At 61.9% G+C, this 1,035-nt stretch carries 1 protein-coding gene; it reads left to right on the top strand.

The annotated features are described in order from the left end of the window. On the top strand, positions 1 to 1,035 hold a 1,035-nt coding region (locus DXB86_RS09840; RefSeq protein ID WP_117736975.1), incomplete at its 5' end, for an SIS domain-containing protein.

Below are 1,035 nucleotides of genomic sequence, written 5' to 3' on the forward strand. Positions count from 1 at the left end.
ATGTTCAATTTCGATGAGCCTCGTTACGAGAAGGTTGTGAGCGATGCCCTCGCTCTCCGTCCTCAGATTGAGGCTGCCGTGGACGAGGTCTGCGAGCAGGGCTATTCCAACATCTTCTTCATCGGCTGCGGCGGCACCTGGGCCCACACGCTCCCGATGAAGTATTGGGTCGAGACCACCACGGCCGACGTCGACGTCCACTGCGAGATCGCCGCTGAGTTCCTCGCGTGCCCGCCCAAGGCCTTCAACAAGGACTCGGTCTGCGTCTTCTCCACCCGTACCGGCACCACCCCCGAGATCATCGAGGCCGCCAAGTTCTGCCAGGAGCAGGGCGCCCGCACGCTGATGTATGTCTCCAACGACAACACCCCGGCCACCGAGTACGCCGACTACAAGTTCTTCAGCTTCGCCGAGGACGACGTCCTGTGCGAGGCCATCTACACCTACCAGATCACGCTGGTCGCCCGCTTCCTCAAGAACGCCGGCGCCTTCCCCAAGTACGACACCTTCATGGAGGAGTTCGGCAACATCGCCCCGTACCTCATCAAGGCCAAGGACGCCCAGGACGAGCGCTGCGCCGCCATGGCCGAGGACTTCAAGGACACCGACTACCACATGGTGATCGGCTCCGGCATGCTCTGGGGCGAGGCCTACGACTACGCCATGTGCATCCTCGAGGAGATGCAGTGGGTCAAGACCAAGTCCATCCACGCCGCCGAGTTCTTCCACGGCACCATCGAGCTGTGCGAGGAGGGCACGAGCCTCATCATGCTCTACGGCGAGGACGACACCCGTAAGCTCATGGACCGCGTGGACAACTTCACTCACATGCTCGCCGACGAGAAGGGCGTCCATGTCCGCGTGAACAAGTTCGATACCGCCGAGGTCGAGCTGCCGTTCAGCGACCCCGAGTTCCGCAAGATCGTCTCCCCGATGGTCACCTACACCATCACCGAGCGCCTGAGCTGCCATCTCGAGCACGTCCGCAACCACCCGCTCACCACGCGTCGCTACTACCACCAGATGAACTACTAA

The organism is Collinsella sp. OM06-18AC (assembly GCF_003438785.1).
Taxonomy (GTDB): Bacteria; Actinomycetota; Coriobacteriia; order Coriobacteriales; family Coriobacteriaceae; genus Collinsella.